Origin of the sequence: Piscinibacter sp. XHJ-5, assembly GCF_029855045.1 — a bacterium.
Classification (GTDB): domain Bacteria; phylum Pseudomonadota; class Gammaproteobacteria; order Burkholderiales; family Burkholderiaceae_C; genus Albitalea.
The window spans coordinates 4,691,410-4,709,920 of sequence record NZ_CP123228.1; the positions used below are offsets into that span (position 1 = coordinate 4,691,410).

Here is an 18,511-nt window from a genome sequence, read left to right on the forward strand (position 1 = left end):
CAGGGGCTGGGGCGCCGCTGCCGGGTCGCGAACGCGCGCGACACGACAATGCGCCCATGCCTTCCGGCTCGCCCACCGACACCGCAGTCCCCGGCCACTTCCGCCCTCGCCTGACGCTGCAGACGCTCACTCGCGGCGACGGGCTCCTGGGCCTGCGCGGCGTGCCCGGCTTCGGCCCGCGCAGCACGCAGGCGACAGTGGCGCAAGCGCACTGGACCTATGCGACCGCAAGCGGCCTGTCCTGGGACGCGCCCGCGCCCACGCGCGTGCTCAACACGCGGCCCAGGCCGACCGAGCTGCTGCGCGGTGCGTGGAATGAGCGGGTACTGCTGCTGCGCGACCTCGCTGCCGAAGCCGACGCCCGCGACGCACTGTGGGCCAGCGGCTTGCGGCCCTTGCCGGTGGAGGCGCTGCAGTGGCGCCACCCGGAAGCAGCCGATGGCCATGACGCGCTGTGGAGTCTGGCCGAGGAGTCGCACTTCGGCGATTTCTGGGCCGAGCAGGTGCCCCGGCTCCAGGCCGCTGGTTGGCAGATCGTCGTGCGGCCCGGCTTCGCGCACATGAGCGTGCCGGTGCAGAAGTGGCGCCTGGTGATCGACCCGGTCGGCGACGAGCCGGGGCGCGAACTGGCCGAGCTGGGCGAGCGAGCGCCCCTGATCTCCGCGCTGCGCCAGCCGCATCGCAGCGGCTCGTGGATGCTGAGCCTGGGCATCGAGGTCGACGGCGAAACGCTCGACCTGGTGCCGCTCCTGGCCGATCTGATCAGGCGCGACGCGCGCTGGCTCGACGCACGCGAGATCGCGGCCATGCCCGACAGCGCGATCGTGCACCTGCGCGCGCCCGGCGGGCGGCGCATCGAGGCGCGGGCCGCGCCGCTGAAGGCCATCGTCGGGGCCATGGTCGACCTGCTGACCGATCCGCACCGGGCACGGCACGAGGGACCGATCCGCCTCTCGACCTGGGAGGCGCATCGCCTCGAAGCGCTGCGCGACGGGCTGGCCGAAACGCAGGCCGCACGCGCGGGCGAGCACGGCACCTGGCAAGTGCAAGGCGAAGCCGGCATCGCGGCCCTGACCCGGCGCTTGCGCGAGGCGGGCACACCCCCGCCGGTGGAGGCGCCGGCGGGGCTGGGGCTCACGCTGCGCCCCTACCAGCTGCAGGGCCTGGCCTGGCTGCAATACCTGCGCGAGCACCACCTGGCCGGCATCCTCGCCGACGACATGGGCCTGGGCAAGACGGCGCAGGTGCTGGCCCATGTGCTGCTGGAGCAGCAGGCGGGGCGGCTGGACCGGCCCGCGCTCGTCGTGCTGCCCACGTCGCTCATCGCCAACTGGCGGGCCGAGGCCGCGCGCATCGCGCCCGCCTTGCGCACGCTGACGCTGCAGGGTGCGCGGCGGCACCGGCATGTTCAACACATCGGCGAGCACGACCTCGTGTTCACCACCTATCCGCTGTTGTGGCGCGACCTGGAGGCGCTGCAGCAGCAGCCGTGGCACCTGCTCATCCTCGACGAAGCGCAGATGGTCAAGAACGCCGACAGCCGCGCGGCCGGAGCATTGCGGCGCCTCGACGCGCGCCATCGCCTGTGCGTGACCGGCACCCCGCTCGAGAACCACCTGGGAGAGCTCTGGGCGCACTTCGACCTGCTGATGCCGGGCTTCCTCGGCGACGCTCGCACGTTCGCGCGCCAATGGCGCCGGCCCATCGAGACCCGCGGCGAGACGCTGCGCGCACAGCTGCTGGCCCAGCGCGTGCGGCCCTTCATCCTGCGACGTCGCAAGCAGGACGTGGCGGCCGAGCTGCCGCCGAAGACCGAAGTGATCCGCCGCGTGCAGCTTCACGGCGAGCAACGCGCCCTGTACGAGAGCGTGCGCCTGGCCGCCGACGAACAGGTGCGGCGCGTCCTGCAGCGCAGCAACTTCGCCGGCGCGCAGATCGCGATCCTCGATGCGCTGCTGAAGCTGCGCCAGGTGTGCTGCGACCCGCGGCTCGTGAAGGGCCGGGCGACATCGCCCACGATGGGCAGCGCGAAGATGGACCTGCTCACCGACATGCTGCCCGAACTGGTGGCCGAAGGCCGCCGCGTCCTGGTGTTCAGCCAGTTCACCGAGATGCTCGCGCTGGTCCAGCAGGCGTTGTCGGCGCTGGCACTTGCACACCTCACCCTGACCGGCGAGACGCCGCCGCGCGAACGCGGCGCCATCGTCGCGCGGTTCCAGGCCCGGCAGGACGAGTCGGTGCTGTTGCTGAGTCTGAAGGCCGGCGGCGTGGGCCTCAACCTCACTGCGGCCGACACGGTGATCCATCTCGACCCGTGGTGGAACCCGGCCGTCGAACGCCAGGCCACCGACCGCGCGCACCGCATCGGCCAGGACCAGCCCGTGTTCGTCTACAAATTGCTGGTCGAGGGCAGCATCGAGGAGCGGATGCTGGCGCTGCAGGAAAGAAAGACGGCCATGGCCGAGGGGGTGCTGGGCAGCGACGCAGATCGTGCCGTGAAGTTCAGCGAGACCGATCTGGCGGGCCTGCTCGCGCCGCTGGAAGCGGCGGGGCACACCGACTGAGACACACTGCGCAAATGTCCTTGCCCACCCCGACCATGCACACCGCTCGCCTGCTGTTGCGCCCTTTCACGGCAGCCGATGCGGACGCCCTCTTCGTGCTGCACAGCAGCCCGCGCGTGTTGCGCTACTGGGACGCACCACCGTGGACGGAGCGCGCGCGAGCGGATCGCTTCATCGCGGCTTGCCGGCAGATCGAGCAGGAAGGCACCGGTGCGCGGCTGGCCATCGAGCGCGCCGCCGACGGCAGGTTCATCGGCTGGTGCGGTCTGGTCCGCTGGAACCCGGACCATCGCAGCGCGAGGATGGGCTACTGCCTCGACGACGCGGCATGGGGCCAGGGCTTTGCCACCGAGGCCGCAGGCGCCTTGTTGCAGTGGGCTTTCGACACGCTGGACCTCAACCGCGTCCAGGCCGAGACCGACACGCGCAACACGGCCTCGGGCCGCGTGCTGGAGAAGCTGGGGTTCGTGCGCGAAGGCATGTTGCGACAAGACTGCATCGTGGACGGCGAGGTATCGGACTCCTGGGTGTACGGGCTTCTCAGGCGGGAATGGAAGCCGGTGCCGACACGGTCAGCGGCGAGCTGAACCGGTCATGCCTGCCGCCGAATGGCGGACCCATCAGGCGCTGGCGCAACCGCCGACCATGCCGGCTCCCTCTCGCGCCTTCGGCACAGGGTCGGGGTGTGGGTATGCGCCGTTCCCTCGAGCCTCTAAAATCGAGGGCTCGCCCATGGGCAGCCCTCGGCTTGCCGGCGCCACAACGATCCCAATCCCGATGTCGACGACTTCCAACCCCTTCCATGCCCTTCTCGACCCTCTCGGCGTCCTGAGCGCTTGCGCCGAGTCCGGCGCCCTGAATGCCCTGCCCGTCAGCGCCAAGCGCTGCGCTGATCGCGCGAGTCCGAACCTGGCCGGTGAGCTGGCCGCGCACGATGCGGCCGTCGACGAGATCTACGGGCACCTGATCGCAAAGGCCTCCAAGGCGCCACCTGCGAAGTCGAAGACCGTGCGCGCATAAGAAGGCTGCGCGCGGCGGCTCGCCGCCCCCTCGCCAGCGCACCTGGAGGCGTCAGGCCCGGTGCAGCCGATTCGGCGCGTCCGCAGGCGTATCGCACCGACTCATGCAGACATGCCCGACTGCCTGCGGCGCGGCGCTCGTTCCAGCCGCGGCCCCGTGCGCTGAACGAGCGCCAGCAGCCACGCAATGCCGGCGTCCATCAGTGCCACCTCCGGCACGGCGATGTTGAGCCTGAACCCGCTGAGCTGCAGCGGCGGGTCGATGGTGACGACGCCGAAGCGCGCCGCGTGCATCGCGGCGAATCGCCTGGGCAATGCGCAGACGAGGTCGGTTTGCGACACGGTCGTGAGCGCGAACATGAAGTTCGGGACGGTGAGGGCGACCCGGCGCGCTCTTCCGTGCCGGGCCAGCGCCTCGTCCACGAAGCCGTGGGGATCGCCGGTCATGGAGACGACCAGGTGCTGCGCTTCGCAGTAGCGGTCGAGGCTCGGGTTTCGCTTGAACGGATGCCGCGCGCGCATCGCAATGACGAAGTCCTCCTCGTAGAGCAGTTGCTTTCGGAACCGCAACGGAATCTCGTCCGAGGGAACGATCGCCATGTCGATCGAGCGGGCCTCGAGGTCGGCCCACGCAGACCGCCAGGCGCGCTCGGGGCCCTCGCCCGCCACGGGCAGCAGCTGCCTCAACGTGATGTCGATTCCAGGCGCGACCGGGCGCAGCGCGGCCAGCAGCGGCGGCAGGAACACGGCGGACGCGGCGTCGGGCGCGCCGATCGTGAAGCGTCGCGTGGACGCACCGGGATCGAACGGCGCGGCGCTGGACAGGACGCTGCGCACCCGGGCCAGCACATCGGCAATCGGCGGGGCCAGCCGTGCCGCCCGGTCGGTCGGCACGACGCCCTTGGGCGTCTTCAGGAACAGGGGATCGTTGAGCAGCCGTCGCAGCCGTCCGAGCCCGTGGCTGACGGCCGAGGGCGTGAGGTTGAGCCGCTCCGCGGCGCGGCCCACGTGGCGCTCTTCAAGGACGGTCTGGAACAGCACCAGCAGATTGAGGTCGGCACGCGCTAGATCAATCTGGTTCAGCACAGTGCTGAAATCGTATCACTTGATTCAGCACTTGGCGGAGCCGATCCTTGCAGCTCCCAACCTCATCACTGGAGCCGAACATGTCACACACTCGCCGTGCCATCCTCGTGGGCGCAGGTCCCGCGTTCGTTTCAGCCGCGGCCCCGACCGCTGCGCTGAGCGCGCCGCAGACGCGCCCTGCGACCTCCGCGGATCCGGAGGTCGATGCGCTCGCGGCGCGCGCCGAGCAGGCGCACGCCGCGCTGATGGTCGGCGACATCGGTCGATACCGGGCCCTGATCCGTCTGTCCGACGACTTCGTGCTGATGGCGCCCTTCGGTGGTCCATCGTCGCAAAGCGCCCGCTTGTCCGAGGAACGCTGGGCGTCGATCGGTCGCTTCTTCAGGAACGGCCGGGACTCCACGCTCGAGCTCGTGCAGGCGTACCGCGCAGCCGACATGGTGGTGCTCGCGGTGATCGAGCGCACGCACGTCGAAGTCGGCGGACTGAAGGGCCAGGACTGGGCGCTGCGCGTGACGCTGGTCTTCCGCAAGGAAAAGGACGACTGGCGACTGGTCCACCGGCATGCCGATCCGCTGGTGGAAAGCATCACCGTGGAGCAGGCCGCGGCGCTCGCACGGCCTCGGCCGGTGTCGTGACTCAATCGGCCGGGGACTTCTTATTCCGGCCTTTCATCGCACCGAACAGGTCGAACAGTTGTTGAGCCGCGGGCGACAGCGACCGCCCGCGACGTCGGATCAGCCCCACCTTGCGCGTGACCACCGGGTCGATCAGCGGCACGCTGACCAGCAGCGGGTGGTCGGGCCCGGGCATCGCCATCGACGGCACGGCGGCCACGCCGAGGCCGGCCTCCACCAAGCCCAACGTCGTCGTGACGTGCTGTGCCTCGTAGATGGCCTGGGGGCGACCGGCGACGCCGGCGAGCGCCTGGTCGAGCAACACGCGATTTCCCGAAGTGCGCCCCACCGAGATGAAATCGAATTCACCCAGCTGCGCCCAACTCACCCGGCGCATCCTCGCGACGGGATGGTCGCGCCGGCAGGCGGCGACGAAGCGTTCCTCGACCAGCGGCTTGAACTCCAGCTCGCCCTCCTGCGCGCCGATGAAGTTGAGGCCGAAGTCGGCCTCGCCGCGCGCCACCGAGGCCAGCACTTCGTTGGCGCCGGCGTCGAGCACCTTCACGCGCACCTTCGGACACCGCTCGTGGTAGCGGCGGACGACCTCCGAGAGGTAGTAGTAGACCGTTGACGGCACGCACGCGACCGTCACCTCGCCCATGCGCGTCGCCGCCACCCCGCGGATGCCGAGCAGCGTCGAGTCGAGCTCGTCGAGCAGCTCGCGGACCTTGCGCTCGAAGTCGCGGCCGACCGCGGTGAGGGTCACGCGCCGGGTGGTGCGCTCCAGCAGGCGCACGCCGAGCGCCTGCTCGAGCTTGTCGATGCGGCGACTGAACGCCGGCTGCGACAGGTGCACGGACTCGGCGGCGCGTCGGAAGTTGGTCAGCTCGGCCACCGCCCTGAACGCGAGCAGGTCGTTGAGGTCGAAGTTGATGGCCATGGCGCCTCCGCACAGTGATGTTCAGTGTGCATCAGTTGATCGTAAAGATGCAATTCACTTCTGCAGTGCCGCCGCCGAAGATGAATGCCATGAAACAAGCCATTCCCTGTGTCCTGATGCGTGCCGGCACCTCGCGCGGTCCGTTCTTCCTGCGCGACTGGCTCCCGCAGGACGAGGCGGTGCGCGACGAGGCGCTGATCGGCGCGATCGGCGCGTCCGACCTGCTGCAGGTCGACGGCGTGGGCGGCGGCAGCACGCTGACCAGCAAGGTGGCCATCGTGTCGCGGTCGACGCAGCCCGGCTGTGACGTCGACTACCTGTTCGCACAGGTCGGGGTGGGCCAGAAGTCGGTCGACACGCGCCCCAACTGCGGCAACATGCTTTCCGGCGTCGCGCCCTTCGCCATCGAGCAGGGGCTGGTGGCCGCCCGCGACGGCGAGACGACGGTGCGTGTGTTCAACGTCAACACGCGCTCGCGCATCGACGTGACGGTGCAGACGCCCGATGGGCGGGTCACCTACGACGGCGACACCGGCATCGACGGGGTGGCCGGCACCGCGGCGCCGATCCGCCTGAACTTCCTCGACGCCTGGGGCGCGGTCACCGGCTCGGTGTTCCCCACCGGACAGCGCATCGACACCATCGACGGACTCGAGGTGACGTGCATCGATGCCGCGATGCCGCTCGTCATCATGCGGGCCGGCGATCTGGGCCTGAACGGGCGCGAGACGCCTGCCGAACTGGATGCCGACCTCGCGCTGATGGCGCGCATCGAGACCCTTCGCCGCGCCGCCGGCGAGGCGATGGGCCTGGGCGATGTGTCGGCCAGCGTCATCCCGAAGCCGGTGATCGCCAGCGATGGCGACGACGCGGACAGCGTCACGTCGCGCTACTTCACCCCGCGCCGCTGCCATGCGTCGCATGCGGTGACGGGCGCCATCGGCGTTGCCACCGCGTTTGCGCTGCCAGGCACCGTGATCAGCGGCGGCGCGAGCCGAAGCGGCGTGCGTGCCATCTCGGTGCTCCACCCCCAGGGACGCATCGACGTCGAGGTTGCCGTCGAAGGCGACGGCGCCGGTGCCCGCATCCAGCGCGCCGCGCTCGTGCGCACCGCCCGAAAGATTCTGGAAGGCGAGATCCATATCCCGCCGTACGTGTTCTCGAAACCCACCGAAGGAGACAAACCCATGAAACGACTGATCGCCCCCGCCGTGGCCGTCGCACTCGCTGCGTCCGCGCCGCTGGCAATGGCCTGGCCCGACAAGGTCATCACCGTCGTCGTGCCCACCGCCGCCGGCGGCGGCAACGACGCGATGGCACGCACGATCGCGCAGAAGCTCGGACCGCTGCTGGGCCAGACCATCATCATCGACAACCGCGCCGGTGCCAACGGCGCCATCGCGAGCGAGTTCGTGGCCCGTGCACCGGCGGACGGCCACACGCTCATGTTCGGCTACATCGCCACGCATGCCATGAACCCGGCCCTGCAGAAGCTGCGCTACGACCCGGTGGCCGACTTCGCGCCGATCGGACTCGTCGGGTACTCGCCGACGCTGATGGTCGCCAGCAGCACCGTGCCGGTGAAGGATGTCAAGGACCTGGTGGCGCAGCTGAAGGCCAAGCCCGACAAGTACACCTACGCATCGGCCGGCAACGGGACCGCGCCCCACTTCGCGGCGGAGCTGTTCAAGCTCAACGCGGGCGTGGTGATGCTGGGCGTGCCCTACAAGGGTTCCGCGCCCGCCGTCGGCGACACGATCGGAGGACAGACGCAGTTCATGTTCCCCAGCCTGTTCACGGCGTTGCCGCACGTGAAGTCCGGCAAGCTCCGCGCGCTGGCGGTTGCCGGCCCCAAGCGCTCCGCCCTCATGCCCGACGTGCCGACGCTGAAGGAGGCCGGCGTGGACGGCGTCGACGTGCAGCAGTGGTACGGCTTCTTCGCGCCGGCCAAGACGCCCAAGCCCATCATCGAGCAGATCAACAAGGCGCTGAACCAGGTCCTGTCGGACAAGGAGATCATCAAGCGCATCGAGGACCACGGCGCCGACGTCGAGACCAGCACGCCGGAGCAGCTCGGCGAGCTGGTCAAGAGTGAACTGGCCAAGTGGAAGGGCGTCGTGCAGCGCGCGAAGCTCACCGCTGAATGACCCGAGGAGAGCGATCATGAGCAAGTCCTTGGATGACCTGAAGGCCTGGATCGGCCGCAGCGAGACCGTGAGAGACCAGCTCGGCGCAACGCCCGTGAAGGCGCTCAACGCCACGCTGGACCACCCGGCGACGCCGGTCGAGACCGGAACGCTCTTGCCGCCGCTGTGGCATTGGCTGTATTTCCTCCCGCTGCACCAGCAAAGCGAGATCGGTCCGGACGGGCACGCCAAGCGTGGCGGCTTCCTGCCGCCGGTGCCGCTGCCTCGGCGCATGTGGGCCGGGAGCCAGTTCGAGTTCCGCTCGCCGCTGCGCGTCGGCGACGCTGTCGAGCGCACGTCGACCATCGCCGATGTGACGGTCAAGGAAGGCCGCACCGGCAAGCTCGTGTTCGTGAAGGTGCGACACGAGCTGCGCAGCAACGGCTCGACGCAGCCCGCGGTCGTGGAGTTCCACGACATCGTGTATCGCGATGCCAAGCGGCCCGACGACGTCGAGCCTCCCCCGCAGCGCGCGGATGCCGACGCGCAATGGCAGCGCGTGATCGTGCCCGACGACGTGCTGCTGTTCCGCTACTCGGCGCTGACCTTCAACGGCCATCGCATCCACTACGACCGCAAGTACGTGACCGAGGTCGAGGGCTATCCGGGACTGATCGTGCACGGGCCGCTGATCGCGACGCTGCTCATGGATCTTGTGCGCCGCCATGCGCCGGACGCCGATGTCGCGACGTTCCGCTTCAAGGCCGTGAGGCCAACCTTCGACCTGAACCCGTTTCGCGTCAACGGCCAGCCGCAGCAGGACGGCAAGACCGTCAAGCTGTGGGCCCAGGACCACGAAGGCTGGCTGACGATGGACGCGGTCGCGACGCTGCGCTGAGGAGACGAACATGCAACCCCTGAAGGGATTGACCGTCGTCACGCTGGAGCACGCCATCGCGGCGCCCTTCGCGACGCGCCAGCTCGCCGACCTGGGCGCCCGGGTCATCAAGATCGAGCGCCCCGGCACCGGCGACTTCGCCCGCGGCTACGACTCCCGCGTGCGCGGGCTCGCCTCCCACTTCGTCTCGACGAACCGCTCCAAGGAGAGCCTCACGCTCGACGTGAAGCATCCGCAGGCCGCCAAGGTGCTCGAGCGCCTGGTTCTGGAGAAGGCCGACGTCGTCGTGCAGAACCTCGCGCCCGGCGCCGCCGCGCGGCTGGGACTGGGCTACGAGGTGCTGGCGGCGAAGAAGCCGTCGATCATCGTCTGCGACATCTCCGGCTACGGCGCGGACGGACCGTACCGCGACAAGAAGGCGTACGACCTGCTGATCCAGAGCGAGGCCGGCTTCGTCTCCGTCACCGGCACGGCCGACGAACCCTGCAAGGCGGGTCCGTCGATCGCGGACATCGCGGCCGGCATGTACGCCTACACCAACATCCTCGCCGCGCTGCTGCAGCGCGGGCAGACCGGGCGCGGCCAGCACATCGACATCTCGATGCTGGAGTCGCTGGCCGAATGGACCAGCTATCCGCTGTACTACGCTTTCGAGGGTGCGCCGCCCCCGCCTCGCACCGGCGCGGCACACGCCACCATCTACCCCTATGGCCCCTTCCCGACCGGTGCCGATGGCGGCAGCGTGATGCTGGGCCTGCAGAACGAGCGCGAGTGGGTCAACTTCTGCGAGAAGGTGTTGCAGCGTCCCGAGCTGGCGCGCGACCCGCGCTTCACCGGCAATGCCAAGCGCGTGGCCGAGCGCACGGCGCTGCGCCAGATCATCGTGGAGACGTTCGCCCCGCTGACGGCGCCGCAGGTGGTCGAGCGACTGGAGGCGGCGCAGATCGCCAACGCGCGGGTCAACACGATGCACGACGTGTGGGAGCACCCGCAGCTGAAGGCGCGCGACCGCTGGCGCGAGGTCGGCTCGCCGGCCGGCACCTTGCCTGCCATGCTGCCGCCCGGCACCTGGACGGAGGGCCCGCGCATGGACCCGGTGCCGGCACTCGGCGAGCACACCGAGGCCATCCTGGGGGAGTTGGGCATCGCCGCCGAAGGCGTGCGCGAGCTGCGCGCCGCGGAGGCGATCTGATGGACCCCCGCACACCGGGCGCCGCGCAGCTCGACCGCCGAATGATCGATCGCCCCGTCGTGCTGCAAGCGTAACTCGCCTTGCAGCGCGCCGGCGCCTGAACTCCAACCTTCAAGAGGAACCCACCATGCCCTCCACCATCATCGACTCCGCCATCTTCCAGGGCATCTTCTCCAGCGACGAGATGCGCCATGTGTGGTCCGACGAGAACCGCACGCAGAAGTACCTCGACATCGAGGCCGCACTGGCCAAGGTGCAAGGCCGTCTCGGCCTGATTCCCCAGGAAGCGGCCGACGAGATCGTGAGCCACTGCCGGCTCGACCAGATCGACATGGCCAAGCTGCGCCAGCAGACCGAGCGCATCGGCTACCCGATCCTCGGCGTGGTGTCGCAGCTCAACGCGCTGTGCCGCGACAAGCTGGGCGAGTACTGTCACTGGGGCGCCACGACGCAGGACATCACCGACACCGCCACCGTGCTGCAGATCCGCGAGGGGCTCGACATCGTGGATCGCGAGTTGACCGCCATCTCTGCCGCGCTGGCGGGTCACGCGAAGACTCACCGCCTCACGCCGATGATCGGCCGCAGCAACCTGCAGCAGGCCATCCCGATCACCTTCGGCTACAAGATGGCCGGGCTGCTGTCGGCCATCGAGCGCCATCGCGAGCGCCTGGCGCAGCTGAAGGAACGCGTGCTGGTGGGCGAGTTCGCCGGCGCGGCGGGCACGCTGGCCTCGCTGGAGACAGGCGCGATGGAAACCCAGGCCGGCCTGTGCGCCGAGCTGGGCCTGAAGCAGCCGGTCATCGCCTGGCACACGATCCGCGACAACATCGCCGAGGTGGGCGCCTTCCTCGGGCTCGTCGGGGGCACGCTCGGCAAGCTCAGCATGGACGTGAAGCTGATGATGCAGACCGAGGTCGGCGAAGTCTATGAACCGTACGCCCACGGCCGCGGCAGCAGCAGCACGATGCCGCAGAAGCGCAACCCGATTTCGAGCTGCTACATCCATGCGGCCATCTCGGTCGTGCGCCAGCATGCCGCCGCGCTGATGGATGCCATGGTTGCCGACCACGAGCGCTCGACCGGGCCGTGGGAGATCGAGTGGATCGTGCTGCCGGAAGCCTTCTGCCTGATGGCCGGCGCATTGAAGCAGTCGCGCTTCGTGCTCGAAGGACTGGAAGTCGATGCCGCGGCGATGCGCCGCAACATCGACCTGACGCACGGCCTCGTCATGAGCGAAGCCGTGATGATGGGCCTCGGGCCCTACATCGGTCGCGAGTACGCGCATGACCTGGTCTACGACATCTGCCGTGAGGCGGTCACGCAGCAGCGGCCGCTGCTCGACCTGCTGGCCGAGCACCCCGAGATCAACGAGCACCTTGATCGAGCAGGGCTTGCCCGCCTGTGCGATCCGGCGAACTACCTGGGTCAATCGGGGGTGATGGTCGACCGCGTGCTGGCAAGCCTGCGTTGAGACTCGACGCGTTCGCGACGAGCCAGGGACGCGGCGGCCCCTGACTCGTCGAGGCGCCGCGACCGGTGCGGGACCCGGGATCGCGGTTCCCTGCGCGACGCCCTGCCCCAGGGGTATTTGGTTTCCCCCACGTCGGCGGTTCGCTCGAACCTGTGAGAATCGCCGGAATGGCCCGCATGCGGATGACGGACGTTTCCGAAGTGGCAGCGCCGGGGCCTGGAGGCCTGACCTGGCCACCCGAGCCCGCGCCGGAGCCATTGCCCCCACCCGCAGGACGCGGGCAGCCGCCCAGCCCACACCCCAGTGATCAAGGCCGGGAATTGGCGATCGCGGTGCTGGTGTCCCTTCTGGTTCACGCGGCGCTGTTGAGCCTGACGTTCGGCGGCGAGGGCATCGGGCTTCCGCGCCTGTCGTTCCCCTGGCGGGACCGACGGATCGAGGCACCGAGTCTGCGCGTCCGGCTCGTTGCGGCGCATGTCGCACCGGCCGCCCCCGCGGGCAAGCCGCTCGCCAAGCCGCCGCCTCCGGCATCGATCCAGCCCCCTGCCGAAGGTGAGCGGCTTTCGATGCCATCCCCGTCGCCTGCCTCGCGTGCGAAAGGAGCAGCAGCGGTGAACGTGCCCGCGGCCGAGCCGACGGTGAAGGTCGAGGCAAGGCGAAACCCCGTGGCCAGCACCGCCGCGAAGAAGGCGCCCGCGCGCCCCAAGGAGGCGGATCGCGCGGCAGCGCCGCACATCGCGGGGCGGGCCGCTGTCGACCCTGCACCGTCCGAGGCGCCCAGGCCGGTCGTGCTCACCGCGCCCACCTCGCCCACGTCCGTCATCCCGGTCGCGCCGAGCGCTTCGAGCGCAGACGCCCTGAGCTCGGCGTCGGCGCATGCCAATGACGCAGCGCGGGAGATGCAGCGACTGGAGGCCGCTCGTCAGGAGGCAGCTCGCCTCGAGGCCGAGCGACTGGAAAGCGATCGACGGGCGAGCGCGGAGCTGGAGGCGCAGCGGCAGGAAGCGGCGCGGGTCGAGGCCGCACGCCTGGAGGCCGAACGTGAGTCCGAAGCCGCGCGGCTGGCGGCGGCGCAGCAGGAAGCGCAGCGGCAGGAAGCGGCCCGGCAGGAAGCGGCGCGGGTCGAGGCCGCACGCCTGGAGGCCGAACGCCAGGGCGAAGCCGCGCGGCTGGCGGTGGCGCAGCAGGAAGCGCAGCGGCAGGAAGCGGCCCGCCAGGAAGCAGCGCGGGTCGAGGCCGCACGGCTGGAGGCCGAACGCCAGGCCGAAGCCACGCGGCTGGCGGCTGCACAACTGGATGCGCAGCGGCAGGAGGTCGCCCGCCAGGAAGCGGCGCGGGTCGAGGCCGTACGCCTGGAGGCCGAACGCCAGGCCGAAGCCACGCGGCTGGCGGCTGCACAACTGGATGCGCAGCGGCAGGAGGTCGCCCGCCAGGAAGCGGCGCGGGTCGAGGCCGCACGCCTGGAGGCCGAACGCCAGGCCGAAGCCGCGCGGCTGGCGGCTGCACAACTGGATGCGCAGCGGCAGGAGGTCGCCCGGCAGGAAGCGGCGCGTGCCGAGGTGGCGCGACTGGAGGCCGGGCGGCAGGAGGCCGCGCGACAGGCTGCCGCACAGTTGGAGGCACAGCGACAGGAGATCGCGCGTCGGGAAGCGGCTCGCGTCGAGCTCGAGAGACTCGAAGCCGAACGGCTCACGGCCGCTCGACTCGAAGCCGAACGGCTGGAAGCCGCTCGACAGGAGGCCGAGCGTCTGAAGGCCCTGCAACAGGCGGCGGCACAGTTGGAGGCCCAGCGAGCAGAGGTCGCGCGCCGGGAAGCCGAACGCCCTGAAGCCGCACGGCTCGCAAGAGCACGGCAAGAGGGCTCGCCTGTCCCCGGGCCCGAACAAGAGGCGCAGAAGCGGGAAGCGCTGCTTCGGGCCATCGGACGTCAGCTCGATGAGGAGGCCGCGCAGCGTGAGGCAGCCTCGACTGCCGCCAGCTCGCCCTCCACGCTTCCTTATTCGTTGAGCACCGCACGTCGCGTCAGGCTCTTGGGACACACACACCCCAACGACGAACTCGTGCAGTACGCGCACGCGTGGGCGGCGAAGGTCCAACTCAATACTCCTGCCGAGACGGTCCGCGACGTGGCGAGGCGGCCCCACATGAACCCCCTGGTGACGGTGGCCATTCGAAGCGACGGATCGGTGGAATCGGTGACCTTCGTCGTCTCCAGCGGCGTGGCGGAAGTCGATGCGGCCATACGACGCATCGTGGAAAGCCAGAAGCCCTATCCGGCGTTCTCGCCAGCGCTGGCGCGCGAGGTCGATGTGATCGAGATCCGCCGAACCTGGTACTTCGACGCAGCGGTTCGGCTGCACTGAGGAGGCTCTGCTCCGCCTTCACGCTTCATGCCGCCGCCTCCGCGCCGTGCTGGCGAACCACCCGCGCCGGAACGCCGGCGACCGTGCAGTGCGGGGGCACCGGTGCCAGCACGACGCTGCCGGCGGCGACACGGCTGCCGCGCCCCACCTCCACGTTGCCCAGCACCTTCGCGCCGGCGCCGAGCAGCGCGCCGCGGCGCACTTTCGGGTGGCGATCGCCGCGCTGCTTGCCCGTCGCGCCGAGCGTCACGCCGTGGAAGATCGTGACGTCGTCTTCCACCACGGCGGTCTCCCCGATCACGACGCCGGTCGCGTGATCGATCACCACGCGGCGCCCGAAAGGCACTGCGGGGTGGATGTCGACCTGCAGCGCGAGCGCCGTCTGGTTCGCGACCCATGCCGCCGCGTCCTGCCGCCCGCGGCGCCACAGGCTGTGCGCGATCCGGTGCGCCTGCAGGGCATGGAATCCCTTGAAGTGCAGCAGCGCGTGCAGCGGCGAGCGACACGCCGGGTCGCGGGCGGACACCGCCTCGAGATCGGCTTCGACCGAAGGCAGGACCGCCGGGTCGTCGGCCAGGGTTTCCTCGACGAGCCAGCGCAGCGTCGCGACATCGTCGCGGTCGGAAACGAGGCGCCGCGCCAGCACGTCGCCGATGATGGCCGGCGGCGTCGCCGGCGTGAGCACCGTCCTCGCGAGCTGGCGCCGCAGCGACGGTTCGCGCGCCGCGGTCTCCAGCGCCGTGCGCTCGATGTCGAACCACAGGTCGCGCCGGGGCTGCGCCGGCTGACTCGCCGCCGTCGCCACGTCGTCGTACACCTCGAGCACGTCGAGCACGAGAGTGCCTTCATCCATGTCGAACACCTCCTGCTGGAGCGTTGCGCGCCCTGCCTCGAGCGAAGAGCGTGATCGAAGCGCCGGCCAGCGCGGCGGCCCACGCCCACCAGCCGGCGCCGGCAGCCCAGGCCCACGCGAGCGCGGCGAGAAAGGCGACCTTCGCCCACATCCCGTCGAGGTAGCCGCCGAGCACCTGCAAGGCGAGCGTTGCGCCGCCCTGGCGGTGAGCCGCGAATGTCGCGCAGCCGGCGAGCACCGGCAGCACGGCGACGAGTCCGCAGAAGTGGGGACTGCCGTGGCGCGACAACGCGGACACGAGCGCCGACATTGCGCCCGCCATCACCATCGACAGCAGCGCGGCGCGGCGACCGACGCGGCCATGCACGGCGGGTGCCGCTCGGCCGCCACGGCGCTGTCCGAGCACGAGCGCGAGCCACCCGAGCAGCAGCGTGAGCATGGTCCCCGCCAGCGAGCCCAGCGCCGCGGAGGCCGCGTATCGGCCACCGTGTTCGACGGAGAGCCAGAACAGCGCCGGCAATGAATTCACGGGCATCGCCGCGGCGAGTCCGCTGGCGCGCGGGCCGGCCTGCCTGAGCAGCCACAGCAGCACGCCGACGGCGGCCGCCGACATGGCGGGCCTGGCGAGCAGATCGATCGGCATCACGCTCACGGCCATCATGGGTCTCCTCCCCGGGACTGGCGCCGTGTGTCGGCGCGGTGCCAGACACTCTCGGCGACGCGCTGCGGCATTTCCTGAAGGGGCCGTGAAACGTTCTTCAATCCGATGAATCGGCGAGGGGCCGCGCTGCTAAGCTACGTCACCCCTCCACGCTTCGCCCATGACCCCGGTGGCCGAGACGATCCTGCGCTTCAGCGACTTCGAGTTGCGGACGCACGAGCGCCGTCTGCTGCGCCGCGGAGAACCGGTCGAGCTCGGCGGCCGCGCGTTCGATGTGCTGCAGGCCCTGACGCAACAGCCGGGACGGCTCGTCGGCAAGGCCACGCTGATGGACCTCGTCTGGCCGGGGCTCGTGGTGCAGGAAAACAACCTGGCGGCGCAGGTCAGCGCCTTGCGCAAGGTGCTCGGCGGAGACGTCATTGCCACCGTCCCGGGCCGCGGCTACCGCTTCGCCGCCCACATCGCCGCCACGGGCGAGGCCGAGCCCGCCGTCGCGCCCGTGCCGCCTGCCTTGAAGACGAACCTGCCGGCCGGGCTGCCGTCGCTGCTCGGCCGAGACGCCGAGCTGGCCCAGCTCGGCGCAGCGATCGACCGCGGACGCCTCGTCAGCGTGGTCGGCCCCGGCGGCATCGGCAAGTCGCTGCTCACGCAGCATGTCCTCGCGGCGCGGCGCGATGCCTACGAGCATGGCGTGTGCTGGATCGAGCTGGGTGGCTTCGACGATGCGGCGGCGCTGCCGGGGGCGGTGGCGGGCGCGCTCGGCGTGCACGGCGGCCACGGGGACGCGTTCGCCGGGCTGGTGTCCGCGGTGTCGGCGCTGAGGATGCTTCTCGCGTTCGACAATGCCGAGCACCTGCTCGACGACGTGGCGGCGCTGTGCCGTGCGCTGCACGACGCGGCGCCCGGCCTGCGACTCGTCGTCACCAGCCAGGCGCCGCTGCGCCTGCCGAGCGAGCAGGTGTTCCGCATCGGTCCCCTCGCGGTGCCGGATGTCGCGCTTCCACCGGCCGAGGCGCTTCGCTACGGGGCCGTCGCGCTGTTCGCCGAGCGCGCGCACGCGGTCGACCGTCGCTTCCATCTCTCCGATGCCAATGCGGCCGCGGTCATCGAGACGTGCCGCGCGCTCGATGGGCTGCCGCTGGCCATCGAGCTGGCGGCCGCGCGAGCGCCGCTGCTCGGCGTGGGGCGGCTGTTCGTGTCGATGCGCGACCGCTTCGCGCTGCTGACGCGCGGCCGCGACCGGGCGGCGCCCGGACGCCAGCGCACGCTGCGCGCAGCGCTCGAATGGAGCTGCGAGCTGCTGGCCGATCGCGAGCAGCAGATGTTCCGCCGCCTGGGTGTCATCGCCGGCAGCGGCTCCCTGGCGCTCATCCGGCAGGTGCTGGTCGAGCCCGGGCTCGACGCATGGGGTGTGGTCGACGCGCTCGACACGCTGGTCGACCGCTCCCTGGTGGCGTTGTCGGGCGATGACGACGAGCCGCGCTATCGCCTGCTGGAAACGCCGCGCGCGTACGCGCTCGAGTGCCTGGACGCCGCTGGCGAGCGCGACGCGCTGCAGCGCCGACACGCGCTCGCCGTGGCGTCGATGTTCGACGAGGCGTACGACGAGTACTTCAGCGGCCGCGTGGGCGTCGACGACTGGCTGCATCGGCGCGAGCCGGACCTCGACAACGCGCGCGCCGCCCTGCACTGGGCGAGCGAAGCCGGGGAAACCGAGCTGGCCCTGCGGATCGGCGCGACGATGCTGCGCGCCCTGCTGCCATCGCTGCACATCGAACGCATGGCGCTGGCCGACGCATGCGAGGCCGCGATCGCGCCCGAGCTGCCGCAGCCGCTGCAGCAGAAAGCCTGGCTCGAGCTGAGCTGCGTGCTCGCGGATACGCAGAAGGGGCGCGCTCGCCGCGCCGCCGAGCGCGCGCTCGCGCTCGCGCGCCGGCTCGATGCCCGGCAGCCCGACCGCTTCGGGCTCTATCACGCGTTGTGCCGCGCGGCGAGCGCCGCGGCGCAGACCGACGAACTGCCGTCGGCGCGCGCGCTGCTCGGGGAGCTGCAGCGCATCGAGGATCCGTCGTGGCCGGCGCAACGCCTGCTGTGGGGGTGCGAGGCCGCGCAGTGGGTGGCCCGCATGGAGGAGGACACCGCGCAGGCGCTGCGCCTCGGTCGCCGCCTGCTGGCGCTGGACCGCGAGCGCGGCGGCAATGCGTCCATCCCCACCGGCAACCTCATCGACGCCGAGCTGGCCGCCGGCGACGCCGGCGCCGCGGCACGGCTCGGCGGCGAGCTCGTGGAGACGCTGCGGGGCACGCGGCACGAGTACGGCCTGACCTTCGCCCGCATCAACCTGCTCGCCGCGCTCCTCGTACAGATGGACGTCGCGCAGGCGCGCCCTGTCGCGCAGGCGGCATGGTCGAAAGCGCCGGCGTTCGACCTGCAGCACGCGGCGGCCGCATACCTCGCGCTGTTCTGCGCACTCGACGGGCGGCCGCGCGCGGCGGTGATGCTGGCGGCGTACTCGGAGGCGATCTACGCCGCCCGGGAGGAAACGCGCGAACGCAACGAAACCGAGGCGACGAACCGCGCACTGTCGATCGGCCGCCTCGCGCTCGGCGACGCCGAGCTCGCACGAGCCCGGGCCGAAGGCGCGGTGCTGCGTGATGCCGACATCGCCGCGATCGCGTTCGGCGGCGTTGCCGCCGCGTGAGGCTCCCGACGGGCCGG

Annotated in this window: 14 protein-coding genes; 10 read left to right on the plus strand and 4 right to left on the minus strand. The window is 70.8% G+C overall.

The annotated features are described in order from the left end of the window. Positions 1-56 precede the first annotated feature (56 nt). From P7V53_RS22095 to P7V53_RS22105, 3 genes are all read left to right on the plus strand, one after another. Entirely contained in the window at positions 57-2,564 is a 2,508-nt protein-coding gene (locus tag P7V53_RS22095) for a DEAD/DEAH box helicase (protein WP_280151669.1), read from the plus strand. A 14-nt stretch (positions 2,565-2,578) separates the two neighbouring features. Continuing rightward, positions 2,579-3,151, plus strand: coding sequence for a GNAT family N-acetyltransferase (locus tag P7V53_RS22100; protein WP_280151670.1), 573 nt, complete (start codon positions 2,579-2,581; stop codon positions 3,149-3,151). A 190-nt stretch (positions 3,152-3,341) separates the two neighbouring features. Next, positions 3,342-3,584, plus strand: a complete 243-nt coding sequence (locus P7V53_RS22105) for a hypothetical protein (RefSeq protein ID WP_280151671.1) — start codon at positions 3,342-3,344, stop codon at positions 3,582-3,584. A 101-nt stretch (positions 3,585-3,685) separates the two neighbouring features. Here the strand turns inward: P7V53_RS22105 and P7V53_RS22110 are convergent, their stop codons facing one another. Continuing rightward, complete coding sequence (locus P7V53_RS22110) at positions 3,686-4,669, minus strand: LysR family transcriptional regulator (RefSeq protein WP_280151672.1); 984 nt, start codon at positions 4,667-4,669, stop codon at positions 3,686-3,688. Positions 4,670-4,749: 80 nt separating this feature from the next. On the opposite strand from P7V53_RS22110, the gene P7V53_RS22115 reads away from it, so the two are divergent. Beyond that, the gene (locus P7V53_RS22115; RefSeq protein ID WP_280151673.1) at positions 4,750-5,307 is read left to right on the plus strand and encodes a nuclear transport factor 2 family protein; all 558 of its coding nucleotides are present in this window, start codon (positions 4,750-4,752) and stop codon (positions 5,305-5,307) included. A 1-nt stretch (position 5,308) separates the two neighbouring features. Here the strand turns inward: P7V53_RS22115 and P7V53_RS22120 are convergent, their stop codons facing one another. Continuing rightward, positions 5,309-6,226, minus strand: coding sequence for a LysR family transcriptional regulator (locus P7V53_RS22120; RefSeq protein ID WP_280151674.1), 918 nt, complete (start codon positions 6,224-6,226; stop codon positions 5,309-5,311). Between the two features lie 89 nt (positions 6,227-6,315). Between P7V53_RS22120 and P7V53_RS31535 the strand changes: the two genes are divergently transcribed. From P7V53_RS31535 to P7V53_RS22150, 5 genes are all read left to right on the plus strand, one after another. Continuing rightward, complete coding sequence (locus P7V53_RS31535; protein WP_348273444.1) at positions 6,316-8,373, plus strand: 4-oxalomesaconate tautomerase; 2,058 nt, start codon at positions 6,316-6,318, stop codon at positions 8,371-8,373. 16 nt (positions 8,374-8,389) lie between these two features. Beyond that, positions 8,390-9,250 (plus strand): MaoC family dehydratase N-terminal domain-containing protein, encoded by an 861-nt coding sequence (locus P7V53_RS22135; protein ID WP_280151675.1) that lies wholly within the window; start codon positions 8,390-8,392, stop codon positions 9,248-9,250. 10 nt (positions 9,251-9,260) lie between these two features. Further along, a complete protein-coding gene (locus P7V53_RS22140; protein WP_280151676.1) occupies positions 9,261-10,442 on the plus strand; it encodes a CaiB/BaiF CoA-transferase family protein in 1,182 nt (393 codons plus the stop codon). A 127-nt stretch (positions 10,443-10,569) separates the two neighbouring features. Beyond that, positions 10,570-11,916, plus strand: coding sequence for an adenylosuccinate lyase family protein (locus P7V53_RS22145; protein ID WP_280151677.1), 1,347 nt, complete (start codon positions 10,570-10,572; stop codon positions 11,914-11,916). A 320-nt stretch (positions 11,917-12,236) separates the two neighbouring features. Further along, complete coding sequence (locus P7V53_RS22150) at positions 12,237-14,279, plus strand: TonB C-terminal domain-containing protein (protein ID WP_280151678.1); 2,043 nt, start codon at positions 12,237-12,239, stop codon at positions 14,277-14,279. Between the two features lie 25 nt (positions 14,280-14,304). Here the strand turns inward: P7V53_RS22150 and cysE are convergent, their stop codons facing one another. Next, positions 14,305-15,132: a serine O-acetyltransferase gene (gene cysE, locus P7V53_RS22155; protein WP_280151679.1), complete on the minus strand. Its 828-nt coding sequence runs from the start codon at positions 15,130-15,132 to the stop codon at positions 14,305-14,307. Continuing rightward, positions 15,125-15,793, minus strand: a complete 669-nt coding sequence (locus tag P7V53_RS22160; protein ID WP_280151680.1) for a hypothetical protein — start codon at positions 15,791-15,793, stop codon at positions 15,125-15,127. Before P7V53_RS22160 ends, cysE begins: the two co-directional genes overlap by 8 nt. A 160-nt stretch (positions 15,794-15,953) precedes the next feature. Here P7V53_RS22160 and P7V53_RS22165 point away from each other — a divergent pair, with 160 nt between their 5' ends. Then, a complete protein-coding gene (locus P7V53_RS22165) occupies positions 15,954-18,494 on the plus strand; it encodes a winged helix-turn-helix domain-containing protein (RefSeq protein WP_280151681.1) in 2,541 nt (846 codons plus the stop codon). Positions 18,495-18,511 lie beyond the last annotated feature (17 nt).

What these genes read in the sequence shown, in the direction of transcription:
- P7V53_RS22160 (WP_280151680.1), bottom strand. Translation starts at nt 15,793, where the DNA reads ATGATGGCCGTGAGCGTGATGCCGATCGATCTGCTCGCCAGGCCCGCC.
- P7V53_RS22105 (WP_280151671.1), top strand. Translation starts at nt 3,342, where the DNA reads ATGTCGACGACTTCCAACCCCTTCCATGCCCTTCTCGACCCTCTCGGC.
- P7V53_RS22100 (WP_280151670.1), top strand. Translation starts at nt 2,579, where the DNA reads ATGTCCTTGCCCACCCCGACCATGCACACCGCTCGCCTGCTGTTGCGC.
- P7V53_RS22140 (WP_280151676.1), top strand. Translation starts at nt 9,261, where the DNA reads ATGCAACCCCTGAAGGGATTGACCGTCGTCACGCTGGAGCACGCCATC.
- P7V53_RS22165 (WP_280151681.1), top strand. Translation starts at nt 15,954, where the DNA reads ATGACCCCGGTGGCCGAGACGATCCTGCGCTTCAGCGACTTCGAGTTG.
- P7V53_RS22145 (WP_280151677.1), top strand. Translation starts at nt 10,570, where the DNA reads ATGCCCTCCACCATCATCGACTCCGCCATCTTCCAGGGCATCTTCTCC.
- P7V53_RS31535 (WP_348273444.1), top strand. Translation starts at nt 6,316, where the DNA reads ATGAAACAAGCCATTCCCTGTGTCCTGATGCGTGCCGGCACCTCGCGC.
- P7V53_RS22135 (WP_280151675.1), top strand. Translation starts at nt 8,390, where the DNA reads ATGAGCAAGTCCTTGGATGACCTGAAGGCCTGGATCGGCCGCAGCGAG.
- cysE (WP_280151679.1), bottom strand. Translation starts at nt 15,132, where the DNA reads ATGGATGAAGGCACTCTCGTGCTCGACGTGCTCGAGGTGTACGACGAC.
- P7V53_RS22115 (WP_280151673.1), top strand. Translation starts at nt 4,750, where the DNA reads ATGTCACACACTCGCCGTGCCATCCTCGTGGGCGCAGGTCCCGCGTTC.
- P7V53_RS22120 (WP_280151674.1), bottom strand. Translation starts at nt 6,226, where the DNA reads ATGGCCATCAACTTCGACCTCAACGACCTGCTCGCGTTCAGGGCGGTG.
- P7V53_RS22095 (WP_280151669.1), top strand. Translation starts at nt 57, where the DNA reads ATGCCTTCCGGCTCGCCCACCGACACCGCAGTCCCCGGCCACTTCCGC.